Below are 15,297 nucleotides of genomic sequence, written 5' to 3' on the forward strand. Positions count from 1 at the left end.
CATGTTCAAGACCATGAAACTGCCCGGCCTCGGCGAGGCCGGCATCGCCGTCCTGCTGATCGCGATCGTCTCGCTGATGATCCTGCCGCTGCCTCCCGCGATCATCGACGGGCTGCTCGCGATCAACATCACGATCAGCATCACGCTGCTCATGGTGACGATGTATGTGGGCCATATCGCCACGCTCTCGGCGTTCCCGTCCGTGCTGCTCTTCACGACGCTTTTCCGGCTCTCGCTGAATATCGCGTCGACGAAGTCGATCCTGCTGCATGCCGATGCCGGCGAAATCATCGAAAGCTTCGGCCAGCTCGTCGTGGGCGGCAATCTCGTCGTCGGCCTCGTCGTGTTCGTCATCATCTCCGTCGTGCAGTTCATCGTGATCGCCAAGGGCTCGGAGCGCGTCGCCGAAGTGGGGGCCCGCTTCACGCTCGACGCGCTGCCCGGCAAACAGATGAGCATCGACGCCGACCTGCGCGCGAACATCCTGACGCCGGACGAGGCGCGCAGGAAACGCGCAAGGCTCGCCATCGAAAGCCAATTGCATGGCGGCATGGACGGCGCGATGAAGTTCGTGAAAGGCGATGCGATCGCCGGCCTCATGATCACGATGATCAACATCGTCGCGGGCATCGCCGTGGGCGTCGCCTATCACGGCATGTCGGCCGGCGAGGCGGCCAACCGCTTCTCGGTCCTGTCGATCGGCGACGCCATGGTCTCGCAGATTCCCTCGCTGCTGATCTCGGTGGCCGCGGGCGTCATGATCACGCGCGTGGACGAAGGCGGCGACCATGGAAATTCCTCCCTCGGCGAAGACATCAGGCGCCAGTTCACGAGCAGCGCGCGCGCGCTGTTCTTCGCCGCGCTGCTGCTGCTCGGCTTCGCCGCCGTGCCCGGTTTTCCGGCGGCGCTCTTCGCGCTGCTCGCCGGGCTGCTCGGCTTCGTCGGCTACCGTCTGCAGAAAAAGCAGGATGGTCCGGCCAAAGGCGCCGGCAAGCCCGTCGGGGCACTGCAGCGCGCCGGCGCCAAGGGCGACGCGCCCTCCATCCTGCCACGCCCGCCGCAGTTCACCTGCCCGCTCGGCGTGCGCCTCGCAGCCGATGTCAGCGCGCGTCTCGCGGCCGATGCCCTCGACCGCGCGTTCGACGCCCAGCGCCATGCGCTGCAATCGGCAGTCGGCCTGCCGTTCCCCGGCATCATGATGTGGACCGACGGCACGCTGCCCGAAGACAGTTACGAGGTACTCCTCTTCGACGTGCCGCAAGGGCGCACGACGCTCGCCGAAACGCGCGCGGTACACGCGGCGGCCGACGGCGGCGCCGCGGACGCGCCTGCCGCCGCGGCGACACCGGAAGCACTGATTGCGCGCCACACGATCGACCTGCTGCGGCGCAACGCCCATCTCTTTCTCGGCATTCAGGAAGCGCAATGGATGCTCGATCAGCTCAACGAGGACTACCCGGGCCTCGTCGCGGAGGTACAAAAGGCATTGCCGCTGCAGAAGATGGCGGACGTGCTGCGCCGGCTGCTGGAGGAAGAGGTGCCGGTGCGCAATATCCGCAGCATCACCGAAAGCCTGATCGTCTGGGGACCGAAGGAGAAGGACATGCTGATGTTGACCGAATACATCCGCATGGAGCTCGGCCGGCTCATCGCCTATCGCGCGACGGGTGGCGTGCGGGATCTGCCCGTCGTACTCGTCGACGTTCAGGTCGAGCAGCACATCCGGCAGTCGATCAAACAGACTCCCACGGGCAACTTCCTCGCGCTGCCGCCCGACGAAATCGCCCAGCTCGTCGGCAAGATCGCCGACATCGTCGGCGATACGCCGCGGCAGCCGCTGGCGCTCGTCGCGTCGATGGATATCCGGCGCTACATCAAGCGCATGATCGAGGCGCGGCTGCCCTGGCTGCCCGTGTATTCGTACCAGGAGCTCGGCTCGCACGTCGATCTCCAGCCCGTCGGCCGCCTGGCGATGTGATCGAGCGAGCCGCGCCATGCATTCCTCCGCCCCTCATCGCGCCCGCGTCATCGCGGCACCGGCCACGCACACCGACCCCGCACCCGAGATGCCGGCCGCGCAGTTGAGCCGCCAGGCCGCCCTTTTTCAGCGCCTGCGCGAAGGCGTGCACGCCGGCGCGTCGGAAACGCCCGGCGACGAGCAGCCATGCGCCGCGCCGGCCGAGCCTCCATTCGGCGAGCAAGCCGATCCGCGCTATCCGGTCGCCGGGTTCGCCGCGGACGAACATCGCGACGATGCCGGCAGCGGCGAGCGCGACGACGACGCGCCGGCCGGCTCCGGCGACGAACGCGACGACGCTGCCACGCATGCTCGATCGGCAGCGCCGATTCATTCGCCCATGCATTCGACGATGCGCCTGGCGGTGCATTCGGCCATGCATGGGTTCATGCACGTGCCGGCATATTCGACGATGCCCGCACCGATGCCGATGCCGGCGCGCGGCGCGGCGCCGCTTTCATCGCAGCGGCCGCCCAACGCACCGCCCTCGACGGCCGCGCCGGACATGCCGCACATGCCGCGCGTACACGCCGCGGGCGAGCCGCAGCGCCCCACAGCGGGCGGCCCGCACGCCGTGGCCGCCGTGCGGGCACCGGCGCGCACGGGCCAGGACATGAACCGGTTCGTCGATTCGATCGTCGCCGAGGTGTCGGACTTCTGCGCGAATCCGATCGTGTTCGAAAGCGGCGACTGGCAGATCACGATTCCCATCGATCCGGCGCTGCTGCCTGGCTGCACGTTGAGCCTCGCGCTTTCGCATTTCCAATTGACGCTTCGCTTCGACACCACGGACGCACGCTCGCGCGAACTAATCTCACAGCATGCGGCGACGTTGCGCACGAGCCTCGAGGAAGTGATGCAAAACCGCTTCGACGGCGCGCGCAGCGTCGAGATCATCGTCACGTAAAACCAATATGGATACCACACGAACGCTACTGACAGACCACGCCGAGGCAGGCGCCCAAGCGCCGGCGGCGGCCGTCTTGCTCGATCCCGCGCGGCTGCCCGCGCTTGCGGCCGCCACCGCGCGCCTGCATCGGCTCGCCGTCGACGAGCGCCTGAGCGCACTGCTCGCTCACACGCTGGGCGTGTCGGCCTTCGGCGTCGGTACGCACGATTTCGTGGAGCCGGAGCGCGCCGCCGTCGTGCGCGTGCGCTGGGGCATGGAGACGGCCGCGGTGCGCATCGACGTCGGACAGCACGCGGGGCTCGCGAGCGTCGTCGCGTCGGACGAGCCCGTCAACGAGCGCTTGCGCCATGCCGTGTGCGCCATCCTGCTCGATCCGCTGCGGCGCGCGCTGCAAGCGCTCGGCTTCGACGGCGTGGAAATCGTCTCGCTCGAGCGGGCCGCGCGTGCGCCGTTGAACGCGCCCTGCTGCGCGCTCTCGCTGCGCGTGGGCGGTACCCGCTTCGATGCGGTGATCGAGCACATCGACGGCGGCTGGCTCGACGCGCTCGAAACGCTCGTGGCCCGGCAATGCACGCCGTTCGCCACGCACGTAAGCGAGATCGCCGTACCGGGCCGGCTGCGGATCGGCGAGAAAACGATGAGCGTGACGACGCTCGATTCGCTGCGCGCGGGGGACGTCATCTTGCGCGCCGTACCCGAAGCCACCCGCGCGCTCTTCGCGAGCGAGCGTTCATCCGCCCCGATGCAAGTCGTCTGGGGCCGCTACGGGACGCGGCAACTGCGCGCCGTGGCAGACGTCACCCACCATCTGATGACCTTGAGCGAGGACCCCACCATGAGCCATGAGACGCAGTTCAACGCGCCGCTTACCGATTCGATCGACACGCCCGTCGACATCAGCCAGCTGGACCTGCCGCTGAAGCTCGAGATCGACACGGTGTCGATGCCGGTCGCGCAGCTCTCGGCGCTGCGCGCGGGCTACGTGCTCGAGCTTCCCACCGCGCTGCCCGATGCGCGCGTGCGGCTCGTCACCTACGGGCAGACGATCGGCTTCGGCGAACTCGTGAGCGTCGGCGATCATCTCGGCGTGCGTCTCGTTCAGCTGTCGCGCGGCCATGGTTCAGTTTAGCGATCTCACCGGGCTGCTGATCACCGTCGTCGCGATCAGCCTGATCCCGTTCGTCGCCATGGTCGCGACCTCGTACGCGAAGATCGTGGTCGTGCTCGGGCTGTTGCGCAACGCGCTCGGCGTGCAACAGGTGCCGCCGAACATGGTGCTCAACGGCATCGCGGTCCTCGTGTCCGCTTACGTGATGGCGCCGATCGGCATGCAGGCCATGCAAACCATGCAGACGATGCACCGTACCCCCGGCAGCGACACGTCGCTCGTCGTGCTCGATGCGTTCGATGCGGCAAAGGAGCCGTTTCGCGCCTTTCTGAAGAAGCACGCGCACGAGCGCGAAAAGCGGTTCTTCGTGCGCTCGGCAGCCGTGGTCTGGCCGAAGGACATGGCGGCGAAGATCCGCGAGGACGACCTCATCGTCCTCGCCCCGGCCTTCACGCTGACCGAGATGGCCGACGCCTTCAAGATCGGCTTCCTGCTGTACATCGCATTCATCGTCGTCGATCTCGTCATCGCCAACGTACTGATGGCGATGGGCCTGAATCAGGTCCAGCCGACGAACGTCGCGATTCCGTTCAAGCTGCTCCTGTTCGTCGTCATGAGCGGCTGGTCCACATTGATTCACGGTCTTGTCATGACCTATCGCTGAGGCACGCGCCATGGAAACCGATACGCTCGTTCGCATCACCTCGCAGGGCCTGCTGCTCTGCCTGTCCGTCTCGATGCCGGTGGTGGCCGTCGCCGCCCTCTCCGGCCTCGCGATCTCGTTCGTGCAGGCCATCACGTCGATGCAGGATCAAAGCATCTCGTACGCGGTGAAGCTCGTGGCCGTCGTGGCCACCGTGCTCATGATCGGCGCCTGGGGCGCCGCCGCGATCCTGCGCTTCGCCAATCAGATCATCACGCTCGCGGTGCCGTCGTGAATTCGCCGATCCGCAACAACCACGGCCATCACGCCGCCGATCTCGCGCAGCAGGCGCAGGCCGGCGCCGAGCACATGGGGCAGATGACCCAGGCGCGCGGCTTCACGGGCGTGAAGGTGCAGCACACGAAGATGCAGCGCGCGCGCATGCAGCACAACAAGATGCTCGCCGCCGCTTTCTACCGCGGCAAGCGTTTTGCCGAAGGCACGCACAAGCCGCCGCCCCCTTCCGCGCAAAAGCTGATGCGCCAGCTCGGCCAACGGCCGCGGCCGCCGGGCTCGGCGAAGGCGCAGGGCAAAGAAGCATCGGCTCACGAACGGCCGGACGATCAGCACGCGCTCGAGCCCCGGCACGAGCATGAACACCCGCACGAGCGCGAACGCAAGCACGAGCAGGGGCAGCAGCAAAAGCACGGACAGCAGCAAAAGCGCGAGCGCGATCAGCAACACGGCGACGGGCAGCAACAGCATCGCAACGGCCATGGCCACGATCGCGGCTCGAATCCGCAGGGCGAGGAGCATGGGCAGCCGCAGCAGAGTGGGCCGCGCGACGGGCAGCCTCGGCGCGACGGCCGTCAGTCCGGCGAAGGCCGCGACAAACCGCGCAAGTTCGCGATCGGCAAGGCGGGCCGGGCCAAGGCCGCCGCGCGCAGCCAGCCGCTCGCGGCCACGATGCAACTGCTCGCGGCGCAAAAGCTCGGTGCGCCGGACTTGCCGGCCGAACTCGCGGCGGCGTGCGCGAAGGAGGTGCTGCGGCTTGCCGCGCAGATCGAGCTGGGGCCCTTGCTGGCGGTGCCGATGCTGCTCGCGATGCGTTCGCCGATGGCGCTCCGGCGCAATGCCGCCCGGCTTCACGCGCACCGCGACGCGGCACTGATGCAAGGCGCGGCGGCCCCGGGCAAGGCCGCCGCGGTAGCGGGGCTTCTCGGCGTCGCGCTCGACAACACGCTCGCACGCCAGCGCGCGGGCATCGAATACACGTACGACGATCAATCGATCGCGGCAGTGAAGCAACGCATTCTCGACACGCAAGCCGCGCTGCCGGCCCGCGGGGCGCCAGCCGGTGCCGCCGTCACGGGCGGCGCGATCGGCGGTCAAGCCGGCGCCGCGCGGCAAGGAGCGGCCAAGGCCGCGGCCGGCGCTTCGGATAAGACGTTCGAAGTTCGCATGGCGCCGGCTGCGACAGCGGCAAAACCCTAAACTGATTCTGACGGTCGAGGCCCGGCGGCCCGATGCGCGAAGCAGCGCAACGCCGGAGCGGCGACCCGCAAGAGCAACAGCAACCGCATGACCCACGTCGGATACACGGATACCACGATCATGAAAGCGCTTCGAGTACTGACCGGCACCCACGCCGGAGCCCAGGTCCGGCTCACGAGCGGCGCCTACCGGATCGGCGCCACCGAGCACGCCGATGTCTGCATCAGCGACTGGACGGTCGAGGACATCGAGCTTTGCGTGGGCGAGGACGATGTGGCGCGGATCCGCTCGGCGAACGGCGATGAGGTGCTCGTGGCGGACTTCGTGGCCGTGCCGTTCGGCGACGTCGTGCTTTGCGTGGGCCCCGATGGCGAAGCCTGGCCGCGCGATCTCGATTTGCTGGCGGGCCTCTGGAAGACGGCCGAGCCGCCTGCCGCCGACACCGCGGCGCAGGCCGACGCGGATAGCGGCGCGCCGGATCGGGACCCGGCCCATGCGGACGAACCCGGCGCCGGCCATGCGCCGGCCGCTTCGCCGAAGGTTCCCTGGCGCACGGCCGTGCTGGCGCTCGCCTGCACCGCCGCGATCGGCGGCATCGCCGTGGCCGGTGTGATGTTCGCGGGCACGCAGTCGAGCGAGGCGGCGAGCGTGAGGTTCGACGCCGATGCGCTCGCACGGCAGTTGCAGGAGGCCCTGCACCGCGAAGGCCTCGGCGATCTTCAGGCCATGGCACGCAAGGACAGTGTGGCGGTGCGCGGCATCGTGACGAGCAGCGACGAAAGCGCGAAGGCGCAGCGGATCATGGACAGCCTCGCGCGCGGCAAGGTGCGGCGCGAATACGACGTCGCGCAGCAGGATGTGGACAACATCCAGCAGTCGCTCGCCGGCACGGGCGCGGCAGTGAGTTACCAGGGCCACGGCATCTTCCGCGTGAGCGGCAGCGTGCAGTCGATGACGACCTTCCGCACGCTGATCGCAGGTATCAGGGCCGACCTCGGCGACAACGTCAAGCGCGTCGACGTCGATGTCAAGGAAGCGCAGGCGCTCGCGCCCGATGTCGAGTACACGGCCGTGATCGCCACGGGCGGGCTGCGTTACATCGAGACGCCCGACGGCACGAAGCATCTGTTCGCGAGCAGCAAGGACGAAGCAAACAATTGACCTCGACCACCAAAGGAACCGACATGTACGACGCATTGCTTCCCATCGCGCAGGATCTGAACGCGCTGGACGCCACGCTCTCGGCGCCCGACGGCGCGCAACGGGTCGCGCGCATCGCGGCGGCCTTCGACGAAACCGCGCGCCGGATCAGTACGGCCACGCAGTCCGCGGCCGACGAGCGCGAGCGGCTCGATCTGCAAAAGCTCTATCGCGGGATGATCGCGGCGCGCCGCATCGTGCTCACGCTGCAGGAGCGCCACGGCGCCCGCGGCGCGGCGCTTTGACCGCATTCGCGGCGATACGCAAGACAGTTGAACAGTTTGCAGTTGCAGCATCCGGCTGCGCATCAGCCGGTCCGGACCGGCGGCCATCACGGCCAAGGGTCTTTTACCGAAGCATCAGGCATCAACCCACAGCAGTGCTTTTTCCATCACTTTCTTGATAAGGGGAATACATCATGTCTTCATCGATCGGAAGCTCGGGCGTCTCGCAGGCCGGTTCGCAAAACGCCGACATGGTCGGCCAGATGCAGGCCATGGCCAACCAGAACAACGCGATGACGATGGCCGCGATGCAGATCAACATGCAGCAGCAGGAAACGTCGGCGCTCGCCTCCGTGGGCAACAACGGCGCGAAGAACATCGCCGACGCCGCGAAGGGCCAGTAAGCCACTCGCCTTGCCGCAGTCCGTTCGCGCGAGGGGCACGAAAGCGGAAAGCCCTGCTTTCCGGCTACGTGCCCCCGCGTTTTTGCAGCCGGGCCGCCCTATTTTCGCCGGAGATTGCCGCCCATGAGCAGGGAACGTTTCGTCGAGTTGATTCACGAGGTTTGCGCGGTGGTCGGGCTGCCCGACGCCGAGTATGTCGTCGAGACGCAAACGCTCGAGATCGAAGGGTTCGACGTCCATCTCAATCACCACGAGACCGACCCCGATTCGGTCTATGTCAGCTTTCATTACGGCGCCGTCACGCCCGGCCGGTCGCTCGTCGTTTTCCGGCTCATGCTCGAGGCCAACCTGCTCATCTACGCGCAGGACCAGGCGCAACTGTGCCTCGAATCCGATACGGGCAACGTCGTGCTGCTCGTCCATCTGCCGATGGGCCCGACCATCACCGGCGATTATCTCGCCGATCTCTTCTCGCACTACGCCGAACACGGCCGCTACTGGCAGAACAACATCCTCGAATCGCCCGACGAAATGTTCGAGGGCATCGCGTCGGGCAATTTCATGTGGCTGCGGGCGTAACCCCGGCGAGCGCCAGCGCGCCTCGGGCAAGGGGCGCGTCCGCGCGCGCATCGATGCCTGACTGACCAGCCGTCGCATCCGTTCGGACACGGCACGCGGCCTCACCCTCACGCCATCGCCGGCGCTCATCCGAGCGGCGGCTATGCTGCCACGCGCGGTATCAGCAAGACGAGGCGGCGGCGCACACCACCCTCTCCCGCACTGCCGGAATCGGTATCGTCCGCGCGACGCGCGACATCGCCCCTGTACGGCGCCGGTCCCTCGATGACGAGGCACTCGCCCGGCGCCAGGCTTTCGTCGACGGCCCGATAGCGGCGTGCATCGCCGCGGCGCCCCAGTTCCACGCGCAAGCCGATACGCGGCATCGACGCGGCGCCTTCGACCGTCGGTGCAATCGAGAGCCAGAGATCGCGGGCGCCATCATCGGGCAGGTCATCCTCATCGCGGCGCGCGAGACGTGCCTCGTGGCGATCGATGACGGCCGGCGAGCGGTCGTGCGTGAGCGCCGTTTGCGACACCTCGATTTCGGCGCGGCCGCTCCTGGCCAATGCCTTGAGCTGCGCGAGCAGCGCGCGGCCGCCGTCGGGCGCGATACCGGCATCGCGGTGCTCGCGCGCGTCCGCCGTCGCCTCCTGCGCACCTGCCCCGCCGGCCACGGCCGGCGGCAGTGCGGGCCGCAACGCGTCGAGCGCGTCGCCATCGACGTCCACCACCCACGTCTGGACCGATACGAGCTGCGCACGCACGTCCAGGCTGGCGACGAGCGCGCCGTCGGCGTCGATGCGCTCGGCCCGATCGCGTATCAGGATGGAATTCGTGGTCGCATCCGCTTCGATCGCCGGCAGCGCCGCATCGAACTCGACGATCCGCGGTGCATCGGAAACGGCGGGCCCGCTCGCAACGGCCGGGCGCTCGAAACGGCGCCGCAACAGCGTGGCCACACCCGGCACGACGAGCGTGCGGCCATCGACCACGCGCGTTTCGTCGGCGGCATTCGCGGCACTCAGGCGAAACACCCGCACGGACAAACGCACGCGCTTTCGCGCGTCGCGCTCGAAGCGCTCGGCCGCGGCACGAATACGCTCCACGTAGGTCGCCGGCCCGCGCACGTTCACGGTTTGCGCGCCGGCATCCACCGCCAACGGGAAGTGCGTATCGGCAAGACCCGCCTGCTCGAGCGACGCACGCAGCGCTTTCGCGGAAAGGAAGTGAGGCCGGATGGCGACATGCGCCTGCTCGTTCGCGGGCGACACGTGCAGAACCGCGCCGTCGTAGTACCAGACGAATCCGTACGAGCGGCTCATGACGTCGAGAAAACGCTGCGGCGGCATCGCGAAACGGCCGCTCACGACGCCCTCCACTTGACCGTCGATGCGCAGGGCAACGTGCTGCCCCGCCGCGAACGCATTCAGGACCTCCGCGAGGCCCGCGCCGTTCGTCACGTAGACGAAGCGCGCGCCGGGGCCGCCGGCCCACGCCATGCTCGCCGCCTGCGCGTGCACGGCGGCCGCGCAGACGAAGGCCGCGACGGCGCCGCGTGCGAGCGTCCGCGTGCGGGCCGCGCTCATGCGGCGCCTTCCGGGGACGCACCGGCGCCCGACGCACCGGCGCCCGACTGATCCACATCCGGCTTGAGGGTCAGGCGGTAACCCGTCGCATAGACCGATTGCACGGTCCAGCCGACGCCGGCCGCCTTCAGGCTCGCGCGCAGGCGGCTCACGTACATGTCGACGGAGCGGCTTTGCACGGCCGCATCCCAGCCCCAGACCACGCTCATCAGATCCTGCCTCAGCACGACGGCGCCCGTGTGCCGGGCGAGATGCCAGAGAATGTCGAACTCCTTGGTGCCGAGCTTGTGCGCCACGCCCGCCACCACGAGCGAGCGCGCCTGCTGATCGAGCGCGCATTCGCCGTCGACGAACATCTTGCGGCCCTGCACGTTCATCGGCGCGAAGCGCCGCAGCAGCGCGCGCATGCGCGCGAGCAGCACCTGCCTGTCGTAGGGCTTCACGAGATAGTCGTCGGCACCTGCATCCAGTATGCGCACGATGTCGGACTCCGCCGAGTGCACGGTCTGAAAAATCACGGGCATGATCGATTGCGAACGGCTGCGGATCTTTTGCAGCAGCTTGTCGCCGGAAACGCCCGGCAGGTCCCAGTCGAGAATCGCGAGATCGGCCCACTGCTCCGACAGAAACTGCTGCGCGTCGAGCCCGCTGTGAAAAGCGTCGATGTGGTAGCCCTCGCTCTTGAGCCAGGAATGGACGAGCGCGTGATGCGCGACGTCGTCCTCGACGAACAGAATGCGTACGGGTTTGCCTGCAAGCGATTTCATATGGACCTTAGGTTCCGACGGCCGCGCGGGAGCGGCGCCCAGTCCGCGCGACGCGTGCCAAACGAATACGGGCCGCGCTCCGGCGCCTCACTCGCCGCGCGCCGCGCGCAACGCGCGGTCGGCATCGACGAGCGATGTCGCGTGCGGCTTCGCGGCGACAGGATTCAGGCACGGCAGACGCAGCACGAACATGGTACCGCCTTGCCCGTTGAGCTCCGCGTAAAGTGCGCCGCCGTGCATGCCGACGATCTGCACGGCGAGCTTGAGCCCGAGGCCGAAGCCCGTTGCCGTCCGCTTGCCGAGCTTCTCGAAGTCGGCCAGCCGATCGCCCTCGACGAGACCCGGCAGCCCGCCTGCGCGATCGTCGACGACCACCTCGGCGAAACCGTCGGCCTGCCGGATCGACACGGTCACTGCCTCGCCGCGCGGCGACGCGCGAACGGCATTGTCGATGACGTTCTGGACGGCGCGCGCCACGAAGTTGCGCATGCCGCTCACCCACAGCGGTGCGCTGTCGGGCAGCCACAAGTGTAGCGCGACGCCGCAATAGACGGCGGTGACCTCCAGCTGCGAGATGATCTGGCGCAGCGTCGCGCGCAGATCGAACCGTTTGAAGTCGCGCGCCTGCAAATGCTCAGTCACCGACGAGAAGATGAACTGCTCGCCGAGCGAGAGCACGTACTGCGCGAGCGAGGTGATCTGCTGCATGCCGCCGCAGCGCTCGAACGCCTCGGGGTCGCTCGCGTCGAGCTGCGTGAGCGCGCTGATCGAATTGAGCGGCGAGCGCAGATCGTGCAGCAAGAAGCGCAGCGACATGGCCCGCTCGTCGAGCGAGCGCGCGAACGGCGTCACGTCGGTCACGGCGATGACGGATTCGCCCGCCCCCGCACCGCCGCACGCACCAGCGGGGCCCGCCTGAATCCAGAAGGTCGAATCGTCCACGCGCACCTCGCGGCCCGCTTCGAGATCGCGCAGCCGCGGCACGTCCGTCATCTCGAAGCGCTCGCTCAGCGCCACGCTGAAATCGACGCCCGCGGGCAACGCCATCGCCAGCATCTCGAGCGCGCGCGCATTCGCGTGAACGACCGCGCCCGCGCGATCGAGCACGATCACCCCGCACGGCAGCCCGCGCAGCGTGCCGCGCACGCGGCGCGCCTCGTCGTCGGACAGGCGGCGATCGGCGGCGCCGTCGGCGCATCCCTCGGCGGGCAAGCCCGATTGGGCGGGCCGCGGCTCGGACGGCTTGCCGGGCTGCCCGCCGGGCAGCGAATGCGGCTGAGTATCGGATTCGTTCACATGGCCTCCTGCATTCCCCGGTGCGGGCGGTTGCGGTGAATCACGGCGAGATGACGCGCGGCGACAGCAGGAAGAGCCGCTCCATGTGGCTCTTCTGGCGGCTGTCGGTCCGGAAGAGCGCGCCGATCAACGGAATCTTCGAGAGTCCGGGCACCCCGGTCACGCCCATCGTCGCGCTGTCCGCGCGATAGCCGGCGATGAGCAGCGCCTGCCCCTCCTCGATGAACGCCTGCGTGTTGATCGTGCTGTTCTGGATCACCGGCAGGTTGCTGACCGTCCGATCGGTGAGCTGGCCGTCCTGAATCGCCACGTCGAGCTTGATGCGCGTGCGCCCGTCCTCCTCCACGACCATCGGCAGCACACGCAGCGAGATGCCCGTCGACACGCTGTAGAGGTCGCCCGACGTGTATCCCGACACCGGCACGAAAAACTGCGTCTGGTTGTCCATCACGGCCTCGATGTTGTTGAGCGTGACGACCTTCGGGCTCGCGTCGATCTTGGCGGCGTTCGTCTGCTGCAGCGCCGAGATGCGCGCCATCAGATAGCGGCCGGCGTCGCCGAGCACGGCGGCCACCGATGCGCCCACGGGCGTCGCCGCCGCGAGCAAGTTGCCCGGCAGCGCCGTCTGGCCGAAGTTCTGCGAGAGCGTGCCGTTGTAGGTGCTCTGTGCGAGCGTGCCGGTGCCGGTCTGCACGTCGACGTGGCTGTTGTGCGCGGTCCAGTCGACGCCGAGCTGATGCAGCGCGTCGTCGTCGATCTCGATGATGTGCGCCTCGATCTCGATCAGTTGCGGTTTGACGTCGAGGCGATCGATCAGCTTGCCGTACTGATCCATCCGGTCGGCCGTATCGCGAATCACGACGGAGTTCGTGCGCTGGTCCGCGACGATGACGGGCAGTTGATCGTCGCTCGCCGGCGCCGTGCTCGTGTTCTGCGGCGGCGGCGGCTCGCCCACCGCCGCGGCCACGGCCGGCGAAGGCTGCCCGGTGAGCCCGGCGAACATGCCCTTGCCGGCCGCGCCCGACGGCACCGGCGGCGGAATGTACGGGCCGTTGTAGGCATTGCCGTTCACGTCGTTGATCGGCGTGGTGCGCTTCACGCCGCTCGCCGGGCGGCCGCCCTCGCCGTCGCCGCGCTTGTCGGCGGCCTTGGCCGTGCGCGGGTGGTAGATGCCGTTGAGCACGGCCACCACGCCCTGCAGCGTGACCTGCTGGCCGTCGATGGGCACCGTGCGGTCGTGCGCCCACGCGTGATAGAGCGGAAAGACGCGTACCTGCGTGCCGCTTCGATGCGCGGCGTTGTTGTCGAGCCGCGACGCCACGTTCGTCACCATCTGCACGTAGCGAGGCGGCCCGCTCACGAGCGCCGTGCCCTGCGCGCTGTCGTAGACGATCGGAAAGCGCTCGTCGGAGATGCGCAGCCGGTCGAGCGCCTCGCGCAGCGCGCCCGTATCGGCCGAATCGAGCTTCACGAGCGTGCTCTGCAGTTCGGCGGCCGTCGTGATGTCGAGCACTTCGCCGTCGTAGTACCACACGAAGCCGAACGACGCCGCGAGCGTATCGAGAAAGCGCCGCGGCGGCAGATGGAACTTGCCGCTCACGGTGCCGCCCACATCGGCGGCGATGCGCGTGGGGACGCCCTGGCTCGCGCCGAAGTCGCGCAGCACATCCTTGATGTCCTTGCCCTGCGCTTCGTAATCGACGATCGACGACTTCCAGCGCACGGCCGCCGCCTCGGCAACGGGGGCCGTCGCCCCGAATGCGAGCGCGGCGGCGAGGGCCACGGTGCCCAGTCGGCAAGCCCAGTTCATGACGCGCCGCCCGCGATGAAACGTACGCGGCGCCGCCCGATGCTTCGCCGACACATAGACAAAGTTTTCATGTAAGTTCCGACTATCTTTCATAGGAAGGGCACTGACGATGAACGCTCCGAGTCACGAACGTCGCGACCTGACGCGCGAGATTCTCGAATTGATCGACCTGCGGCAGACTTTCACCGACATTCACATCGAGCAGGACCGGCCGATCATGATCAAGGCGCCGCGCGGCTGGCTCGCCGTCGGCGAGGAGCCCGTGCTCCACGACGAAATGCTGCCCACGCTGGCCGCGATCGAACCGGACTGGGAGGCGCAGCTTCAGCACGGCGCGATCGATCGCCCGTTCGTGCTCACGCGCTGCCGCCTTCGCTGCAACATCTACCGCACCAATGGCGGCCGCAAGCTCGTCATCTCGATCCGACGCCTGCCGCTGCAGCCGCTCGCGCTCGACAAGCTCGGCCTGCCCGCCTACGTGCGCTCGATGATCGACAGCGCCAAGGGGCTGATCCTCGTGACGGGCCCGACCGGCTCGGGAAAGACGACGACGATCGCGTCGCTGCTCGAGCACATCAACCGCACGCGCAACAGCCACATCGTCACGATCGAGGAGCCGATCGAATACGAACTCGAGGGCCGCACGTCGATCGTGTCGCAGCGGCAAGTGCCCACCGACACGCCGAGCTTCTCGGCCGGCCTGCGCGAGGCGCTGCGGCAAAAGCCCGACGTCATCATGGTGGGCGAGGTGCGCGACCCCGAGACGGCGGAGACGGCGCTGCAGGCCGGCGAATCGGGCCACCTCGTGCTCGCGACGATGCACACGGGCAGCGCGATCGGCACGCTCACGCGGCTGCTGTCGTTCTTTCCGGCCGAGCAGCGCGAGCGCTATGCGGCCGCGCTCGCGAACTGCCTGATCGGCGTGATCTGCCAGTGCCTCGTGCCGACGGAGGATGGCGAGAACCTCGTGCTCGCGAGCGAGCTGCTGTTCAACAACAATCAGCAGATCAGCGGCCTGCTGACCGATCCGGGCAAGCTGCCCTACCTTGCCGAATTCATGAAGCGCAAGGAAGACAACATGTCGCGCATGCTCAACGATCACCTCTTCAGCCTCGTATCGAAGCGGCAATGCCTGCCGCGCGACGTGCTGCGCGCGACCTACAATCGGCTCGAGCTGCACGAAATGCTGCAGACGCTCGCGCCGCACTGAGCCCGCGCGAAGGCCGCGCCGGCGCAATGGCGCCGGTCGCACCGTGCGTGGCGGTGCTGCGAAGGTG

The 15,297-nt window shown here is 68.2% G+C and carries 16 protein-coding genes; 11 read left to right on the forward strand and 5 right to left on the reverse strand.

Going from position 1 to position 15,297, the window contains the following annotated elements; genetic code table 11:
- Position 1 precedes the first annotated feature (1 nt).
- Genes WS64_RS21970 through sctS form a run of 5 tightly spaced genes read left to right on the forward strand, consistent with a single transcriptional unit; the run spans position 2 to position 4,973 of the window.
- The gene (locus WS64_RS21970) at positions 2-1,978 is read left to right on the forward strand and encodes an FHIPEP family type III secretion protein (RefSeq protein WP_060968545.1); all 1,977 of its coding nucleotides are present in this window, start codon (positions 2-4) and stop codon (positions 1,976-1,978) included.
- 16 nt (positions 1,979-1,994) lie between these two features.
- Positions 1,995-2,924 carry a type III secretion system protein SctP gene (gene sctP / locus WS64_RS21975; RefSeq protein ID WP_060967703.1) on the forward strand — a complete coding sequence of 310 codons (930 nt, stop codon included), beginning with the start codon at positions 1,995-1,997 and terminating at the stop codon, positions 2,922-2,924.
- A gap of 7 nt (positions 2,925-2,931) precedes the next feature.
- Positions 2,932-4,056 carry a type III secretion system cytoplasmic ring protein SctQ gene (sctQ, locus tag WS64_RS21980; RefSeq protein ID WP_060967704.1) on the forward strand — a complete coding sequence of 375 codons (1,125 nt, stop codon included), beginning with the start codon at positions 2,932-2,934 and terminating at the stop codon, positions 4,054-4,056.
- Positions 4,043-4,699 (forward strand): type III secretion system export apparatus subunit SctR, encoded by a 657-nt coding sequence (gene sctR, locus WS64_RS21985; protein WP_059582633.1) that lies wholly within the window; start codon positions 4,043-4,045, stop codon positions 4,697-4,699. The genes sctQ and sctR overlap by 14 nt, the downstream gene beginning before the upstream one ends.
- A 10-nt stretch (positions 4,700-4,709) precedes the next feature.
- Entirely contained in the window at positions 4,710-4,973 is a 264-nt protein-coding gene (gene sctS, locus WS64_RS21990; protein WP_027782683.1) for a type III secretion system export apparatus subunit SctS, read from the forward strand.
- Here the strand turns inward: sctS and WS64_RS35320 are convergent.
- On the reverse strand, positions 4,943-5,665 hold the full coding sequence (locus WS64_RS35320) for a hypothetical protein (protein ID WP_230943781.1): 723 nt from the start codon (positions 5,663-5,665) through the stop codon (positions 4,943-4,945). The two genes, sctS and WS64_RS35320, sit on opposite strands and share 31 nt — an antisense overlap.
- An 18-nt stretch (positions 5,666-5,683) precedes the next feature.
- Between WS64_RS35320 and WS64_RS35325 the strand changes: the two genes are divergently transcribed.
- From WS64_RS35325 to WS64_RS22015, 5 genes are all read left to right on the forward strand, one after another.
- Positions 5,684-6,172, forward strand: coding sequence for a hypothetical protein (locus WS64_RS35325; RefSeq protein ID WP_244166628.1), 489 nt, complete (start codon positions 5,684-5,686; stop codon positions 6,170-6,172).
- Between the two features lie 87 nt (positions 6,173-6,259).
- Entirely contained in the window at positions 6,260-7,333 is a 1,074-nt protein-coding gene (hrpD5, locus tag WS64_RS22000) for an HrpD5 family protein (protein ID WP_081059124.1), read from the forward strand.
- A complete protein-coding gene (locus WS64_RS22005; RefSeq protein ID WP_226224821.1) occupies positions 7,330-7,617 on the forward strand; it encodes a type III secretion system protein in 288 nt (95 codons plus the stop codon). The genes hrpD5 and WS64_RS22005 overlap by 4 nt, the downstream gene beginning before the upstream one ends.
- 173 nt (positions 7,618-7,790) lie before the next feature.
- A complete protein-coding gene (locus WS64_RS22010; protein WP_006765597.1) occupies positions 7,791-8,000 on the forward strand; it encodes a hypothetical protein in 210 nt (69 codons plus the stop codon).
- 123 nt (positions 8,001-8,123) lie between these two features.
- Positions 8,124-8,579 (forward strand): type III secretion system chaperone family protein, encoded by a 456-nt coding sequence (locus WS64_RS22015; RefSeq protein ID WP_059582641.1) that lies wholly within the window; start codon positions 8,124-8,126, stop codon positions 8,577-8,579.
- Positions 8,580-8,719: 140 nt separating this feature from the next.
- On the opposite strand, the gene WS64_RS22020 is transcribed toward WS64_RS22015, so the two are convergent.
- From WS64_RS22020 to sctC, 4 genes are all read right to left on the reverse strand, one after another.
- Positions 8,720-10,021 (reverse strand): secretin N-terminal domain-containing protein, encoded by a 1,302-nt coding sequence (locus WS64_RS22020; RefSeq protein ID WP_244166629.1) that lies wholly within the window; start codon positions 10,019-10,021, stop codon positions 8,720-8,722.
- A gap of 122 nt (positions 10,022-10,143) precedes the next feature.
- Positions 10,144-10,914, reverse strand: a complete 771-nt coding sequence (locus WS64_RS22025) for a response regulator transcription factor (protein WP_060967707.1) — start codon at positions 10,912-10,914, stop codon at positions 10,144-10,146.
- 87 nt (positions 10,915-11,001) lie between these two features.
- On the reverse strand, positions 11,002-12,210 hold the full coding sequence (locus tag WS64_RS22030; protein WP_060967708.1) for a sensor histidine kinase: 1,209 nt from the start codon (positions 12,208-12,210) through the stop codon (positions 11,002-11,004).
- A 40-nt stretch (positions 12,211-12,250) separates the two neighbouring features.
- Positions 12,251-14,020 (reverse strand): type III secretion system outer membrane ring subunit SctC, encoded by a 1,770-nt coding sequence (sctC, locus tag WS64_RS22035; RefSeq protein WP_059583120.1) that lies wholly within the window; start codon positions 14,018-14,020, stop codon positions 12,251-12,253.
- Between the two features lie 103 nt (positions 14,021-14,123).
- On the opposite strand from sctC, the gene WS64_RS22040 reads away from it, so the two are divergent.
- Positions 14,124-15,230, forward strand: a complete 1,107-nt coding sequence (locus WS64_RS22040; RefSeq protein ID WP_373453020.1) for a type IV pilus twitching motility protein PilT — start codon at positions 14,124-14,126, stop codon at positions 15,228-15,230.
- The last annotated feature ends 67 nt before the right edge of the window (positions 15,231-15,297 follow it).

Source organism: Burkholderia anthina, from assembly GCF_001547525.1.
In the GTDB taxonomy this organism is placed as follows: Bacteria; Pseudomonadota; Gammaproteobacteria; order Burkholderiales; family Burkholderiaceae; genus Burkholderia; species Burkholderia semiarida.